The following is a 6,477-nucleotide window of genomic DNA, read 5'->3' on the forward strand; positions in this document are numbered from 1 at the left end:
ACCCTAAGTTCTTCCTCTATACCATGGTCTTGAAGTTCAATATAAAAATCACCTGGTGCAAACATATCCCTTAATCTAATAGCATATGCTTTTGCATCATCATATTTTCCTTCAAGCAATAGTCTTGGAATAGCACCAACTATACAAGCAGAAAGACAGATAAGACCCTCTGAGTGTTTTTCAAGTAAATCTAAATCAATTCTAGGCTTTACATCGAAACCATCTATGAATGCCAATGTACTCAACTTGATCAAATTTCTATATACAACATCATTTTTTGCAAGCAAAATTAAATGATGTCTTTTATCATCTTTATTTTTTTCATACATGTTGTCACAGGTATAAAACTCTTCACCAATAATAGGCTTAATACCTGTTCCTTTTAAAGACTCTACAAAAGAATATACACCATACATATTGCCATGATCTGTTATGGCAACAGCATCCATGCCTCTAGCCTTGAGAGCATCTGCAAGTGGGTGAACATCATGTTTGGCACCTGTTGTAAGTCTTACGCATCCATCAAGAAGTGAGTACTCTGTATGTAAATGCAAGTGTACGAATTTTCCCATATGTCTCCTAATCTATATCTTTTTTATTTATCGGTATATTGTTCTGCAATTTCAACGATTTTACGTAATCGATGGTTTAAACAGCTTTTTGATACACCTAAAACCTCTGATAGTTCAGTTAACGATGCTTGAGGCATACTCATCCTTGCCTGAGCTGTATCATATAATTCTTTAGGTAAAGTATCTAATCCAACTGCCTCTTCTATATTGCCAATTGCTAGCAAATGTTTAGATGCTGCAACAAATGTTTTATCTAAATTTGCAGCCTCACAAATAGCAGAACGATTTATAATATTAGATGTTAGTCTTTCATTAATAATGTTTTTAAGGGCAGCTGCGCTCTCTACTGCGCCCAATATTCCAAGCATACCCAATATCTCATCTTTATCTTTTAGATAAACCAAGATATTTTGATTTCTTTCACTTGTCTTTGGATGTATGCCATATATATTAAGTAATTGCACTAGAGAATCTGACAAGTCTTCTGATTGTTGAGCAAACTCAAAGTGATAGCCATCCTTTTTATTGTTTTCGTTCATTGATGGTACAAATATTGCTCCACAAGCAACAAACAATCCGTCAAAATATGCCTCTGTATTCTTTTGGGATTTATATACAAGTTCTGGAATAGTTGAAACAAAGGCAATAACTTCTCCATCCTTCATTTTTATAAGTCCCAAATCTCTCATCACATCAACAGTAATGACATTTGGAACACAAACAGCATAGTGTTTTCCTCCGGATCCTTTATTATTCTTTGTCTTTGGCATCAAAATCTCTATTAATGTTGGAAAATCTTTCTTTAGAATATCTACGATATTCATAGCAATGTCAACGGTAGGAACACTGAACACAAAATTCATTCTTCCGTTTGTATATTCTATAGAACCATTTACTTTCCCAATAGCAGAAAGATAAGAAAACCTCTCTTCTTGTGTGTTGAACTGAGAGGCCTTCTTTAATATTTCAGTTACCAAGTTCTCATTAAATTCAGATTTTGACATTATTTCTTCTCTGTATATCCTGTTTTATTCTTAAATGTTGGCTGGAAGCCAATGCCTGCTATTCTATCTAGTGGAATATTGTGTGCCTCAATAAAAGCAGATACTTTGTCAAATTTTGCTACCTTACTGGACTTATGCGCATCACTGCCTAAAATGAAATAGACATTTGTTGCCATAATATTATCTATATCTGGAGCTATTTCATCTATGTGCTTTTCATTAAGTTCAATATAGATATCCTTTTTTGCGGCAGCTTCACATACAGCAACAGCATCTACCAAAGTTCTAGATTGTAAATGAACCAAAACATCTATAGGATATCTTTCTATTGCGCTTAAATAAGCCCAAGTATTAATATTTCTTAATTTTTCACGAGAATGATATGAACCAAAGCCATTAGTTATTATATATTTTAAATTATTATTCCATACTGGTGGTTCTAGCCATCTATGGAATCCCATTGATAATAAATCAATGTTTGGCATAACATCTGCTGGAATATCCATATCGCCATTCTTATTAATTAAATTACCTTCAACCCCATGATATATTTTTATATCATAATCATCTACAGTATGAAGCATACTAATCTCTTCAGTTTGGTTTGAAAACTTATGATGAGACATGGATGTAAATAATGTTCGAAACGAATGATCCGTAATAGCAATTTCCTTTAATCCGGCCTTAATTGCTGCACGAGCTTGTTCCGTAATGGTATTAAATCCATCAGATGCAACTGTATGTAAATGATAATCACCAAATATTTCCATTTTTCTCCCCTTAAATTATCATAAAAACATAAAACAATATAGTTTTCAATAGTAAAACTATAATAGCACAATTTTGTGTTTTATTCAATACTAAAAATAGGACGGTTTTACAAGTTTTTTAAATAATCTAAAATTTTAGTAGCAAGAGCTTTTCCAATTCCTGCTTTAACTAAATCCTCTACGCTAGAGTTTTTAACATTCTCTAAACTGCCAAATTCTTGATATAACTTTTTAGCAGTTTTCTCTCCAACTCCTTCAATTTGAGAAAATGTCGATAGAGATACACTTTTACTATGTAAACTTCTATGAAAACTAATAGCGAATCTATGAGATTCGTCTCTTAATCTTTGTAAAAGTTGAAGTGCTAGTGAATCTAATGGCAAGAAAATAGGATCGTCTTCATATGGAAGTATTATTTCCTCGTCTTTCTTTGTAAGACCAATCATCTCAACATTAGCACCAGTCTCATTCATAGCCTCTATTGCAAACTTGAGTTGGATTGCCCCACCATCTAATAAAATTAGATCTGGTGTACTTTTAAAACTTTCATCTGTCTCAGATGGGTCTAGCATTCTTTTAAATCTTCTGCCTAGCACTTCCTTCATGCAGGCAAAGTCATTATTGCCCTCTACATCTTTAATTCTAAATTTACGATAATGTGACTTCTTTGGCTCTCCATACTCAAAAACAACCATGCTAGCTACTTTATCAACGCCTGATATATGAGATATATCATAACACTCTATTCTATTTGGTGTGTAATTGAGATTAAGGACATCCTGAAGTTGATGGACTGCGCCAATTGTTCTTAATTTCTTCCTGTCTTCTTGAACACCATATTTTTCTAGTGCTTCCTTGGCATTTTCAAATGCTAAATCTAAAAGATTCTTTCTTATTCCTTTTTCTGGAGTAGATATTAAAAGCTTTTTATCTGCCAACTTGGAAACGGATTTTGATAAAGAATCTTTATCATCTATATCAAGAAGAACGATTTCATCACAAATTGGCTTATTCTTTTCATAGAAAGCATAAATGTATTGAGATTTATCTTCAACAATACCATCTGTAATAAAGTTATCTGAGCCTACAAACTTTCCGCCTCTAACAACCATTAGATTAACCGCAGTTAATAGACCATTTGAAGCAAAAGCGAATATATCCAAATTATAATCCTTTGGTATAGCACTAACTTGTTTTCTAATGAGTTTATCTAAAGTCTTAAGTTTTTCCCTATATGCAAGAGCTACTTCAAAGTTCTGTTGTTTAGAGAAATATTCCATCTTTTCTCTTAGTTTCTTTTCAATCTCTTTGTCGTCTCCCTTTAAGAAGGCAATGACTTTATTAATCTCTTCCTTATATTCCTCAGGAGAAACATCTCCTTTACAAGGTGCAAGACATCTTCCTAGATGATAATACAAACATGGTCTAGATGGTTTTTCTAAATCTCGTCTACAATCTCTAATTTTAAATGCGGTATGAATTAAATCAAAAATGTCTCTAATATTTACACTAACCATATAAGGTCCAAAGTACTTGGCACCATCGTTAAAGAGTTTTCTTGTATATGTTACAGATGGATACTTTTCTTTAATACCGACTCTAATATATGGATAGTTCTTATCATCTTTAAGAAGGATATTGTAGTGTGGTTTGTATTCCTTAATAAGATTGTTTTCAGTAACTAGTGCATCTTCTTCACTTTGACAAATAATATATCTAAAATCAGCCACATGTTCTAGCATAGCCATTACCTTTTCTGGCTTGCTTGAATTGTTAAAATACTGTCTAAGTCTATTAACTAAAATTTTGGCTTTACCAACATAAATGACACTTGATGTATCATCTAACATCATATAAACCCCTGGTTTTGCAGGAACATCTTTTAATTTCTCTTTAAAATCAATCATGCATTATTCCTCTTTTTCATCCTCGCCAAAAGGGTCTTTTTCTTGTTCATCATCATCTTCATTTACGATTATAGGATTGTCTTTTTCAGCCTTATTTTTATCTCTAATTGCCTTGCCAACAATAGGTGCAAACCATCTATATATAAATGTTTGAGCTATATCTAGCACTAGCAATATTACTATTCCTATAAGTTCAATTGCCCAAAATGGGATTGAATTAATTATATTGAAATCAAACATAACATTGCCTGCAACATAATATAGGAATGCTATAGATCCTGCCATATATACAGCCTTTATAGGATAGGCTATAAACCATTTTACATGTTTTTCATACATAATAATAGATGCTATAGATATAGGTCCAAAATAGAATATAAATCCCATTACAGACATAATATCATAAGGCATCGCAAGACATAATAGAGATGCTGCAATATATGATGCTATGGATGCAAAATAGTATTTCTTATATAGTGGAAGGACTAGTGCAAGAGCTGCAAAAAAGAAAAAGCCAATTGATCCATATCTAACTATCATAGATAATGCTAGCAATAAAAAAACCAGCGCTGTAGTTATGCCCGCTAGAGCAACCTCATAAATACGCTGGATTCTTTTTAAATTATTATTTGGATTACGTCTTTTCATTTAGCAACAGGAGATTAAATCCCCACCCATACATTCGCAGCATGTATCTGCACACCATAAGGCAGCACAAATAGAACAAATTGAACTACCTGTATCATCTCCTCTTTGTTGTCTTCCGTATGTTCTTTGGGATTCTCTTTCTACATTAGTATAACTTCTTTGTTCAGTTGCCCTACCTTCTGTATTGGCACGCTCGTTTATTCTATCTAAAACTCTCTTATATTTGGCATTACTTGGGTCCATTTCAATGGCAACTGCTAATTGTGACTTAGCCTCATCATACCATTTCTTTGCATAATATATTCTTGCTTGATGGTAATGCCATTCTGCTCCTCTATAAGATAATTGGTCTAGAAGCGATTGTGCTCCTTCTAAATCTCCTGATTTAATTAAATTTGTAACATTTACAAATACTGAAGACTCATCACTTTCTACTACGTTTTCGGTTTCCTTAATCTCCATAGCACTTTGATAAGCTTCATCTAATATACGAATTTGGCGTGCCGCTTCAGCACCAGCTTCGCCTTCTTGGAACAATTGTTCACTCAATTCGGCCCTTTTGGCTTTGTATGCGTCGAGTATCTCTTGTTGAGATGCATCGCGGCTTACACCTAAGATTACAAACGGGTCGTATGACATTTATTCTCTCCTTCAAGTAGCTTGCCAATTTGCATTGGAATTCCCTTATAAATAATATTAGAAAGAACTCCCTCTGCCACTTTTACATTCATTTCATCATAAGCATCTGCTAAATCATTATATGTGCTGTTACAAATAAATTCTAATTCTTGCTTATGCTGCTCTATATACTCTTTTTTGTTTTCACATTTACCATATTTTGCAATAAATGGATTATATCTATTTTTTTTAGAATCTTCTTCTAAATCATCTATTGCATCCATAATATATACTATCTTTCCTAAGGCATATGTGAAATCTTCTTCTTCCTTAGTTAGAGGTCTGTATTTAGCCATCATTATTTTGGTTACATCCCTCATTAGTATTCCCATTGTATCTGTTACTTTATCTATTGATGCGGAGTTCTCTTTTTCTAGGACGGCTAGTGCATCAAAACAATCATTCATACATTTATCAACCTCTGGCAATCTTTTCTTTGCTGCCCTTTTTCTTGAGGCTAATCTAATTTTAACAAATACTCTTTTTTTCTTTCCATCTTGTACATCATCTTGCGCCTTATAATAAATTAATAAAACACTAAGATCTGCCACTTCTTTTGTTATATCGTCAACTGTAGCAATAGGCTTTTTACCTACTGGATGGATTATACAGTGACAATTCTTAACCTCAACATCTTTTTCGGCCAAGCAATGTAAGAGGGCTGAATAAAACGCTGAGTCATAGTTGACACAAAGTCTCGTTATTGGTGTTCCTGTTTTTCCTAACGCCACACAAAGCCCGCAATAGTATGCTCTGAACATCATGAAGTCCTTAACATACATATTAGCCTTATCTGGTATTACGTATCCAAACATCTGAGCTCCTAGAATTGTACGAGTCCTATTTTCTTTTGCACCTTTCTTAAGGTCTTATATGCAACATATCTAGCCTTGTCTGC

General features: G+C 33.3%; 7 protein-coding genes. All 7 read right to left on the reverse strand.

Annotation, left to right across the window (positions count from 1 at the left end; all coding sequences use genetic code 11):
- On the reverse strand, nt 1-572 hold a 572-nt coding region (locus tag J6Y29_04790; protein MBP5427187.1), incomplete at its 3' end, for a PHP domain-containing protein.
- Nucleotides 573-595: 23 nt separating this feature from the next.
- Nucleotides 596-1,576, reverse strand: coding sequence for a DNA-binding protein WhiA (gene whiA, locus J6Y29_04795; GenBank protein MBP5427188.1), 981 nt, complete (start codon nt 1,574-1,576; stop codon nt 596-598).
- The gene (locus J6Y29_04800) at nt 1,576-2,346 is read right to left on the reverse strand and encodes a PHP domain-containing protein (GenBank protein ID MBP5427189.1); all 771 of its coding nucleotides are present in this window, start codon (nt 2,344-2,346) and stop codon (nt 1,576-1,578) included. Before J6Y29_04800 ends, whiA begins: the two co-directional genes overlap by 1 nt.
- 107 nt (nt 2,347-2,453) lie before the next feature.
- Nucleotides 2,454-4,253: an excinuclease ABC subunit UvrC gene (uvrC, locus tag J6Y29_04805; protein MBP5427190.1), complete on the reverse strand. Its 1,800-nt coding sequence runs from the start codon at nt 4,251-4,253 to the stop codon at nt 2,454-2,456.
- 3 nt (nt 4,254-4,256) lie between these two features.
- Nucleotides 4,257-4,901, reverse strand: coding sequence for a hypothetical protein (locus J6Y29_04810; protein MBP5427191.1), 645 nt, complete (start codon nt 4,899-4,901; stop codon nt 4,257-4,259).
- Complete coding sequence (locus J6Y29_04815) at nt 4,902-5,540, reverse strand: tetratricopeptide repeat protein (protein MBP5427192.1); 639 nt, start codon at nt 5,538-5,540, stop codon at nt 4,902-4,904.
- Nucleotides 5,519-6,394 carry a hypothetical protein gene (locus tag J6Y29_04820; protein ID MBP5427193.1) on the reverse strand — a complete coding sequence of 292 codons (876 nt, stop codon included), beginning with the start codon at nt 6,392-6,394 and terminating at the stop codon, nt 5,519-5,521. Before J6Y29_04820 ends, J6Y29_04815 begins: the two co-directional genes overlap by 22 nt.
- Nucleotides 6,395-6,477 lie beyond the last annotated feature (83 nt).

This window comes from Clostridiales bacterium, assembly GCA_017961515.1.
Classification (GTDB): Bacteria; Bacillota; Clostridia; order Acetivibrionales; family RGIG10202; genus RGIG10202.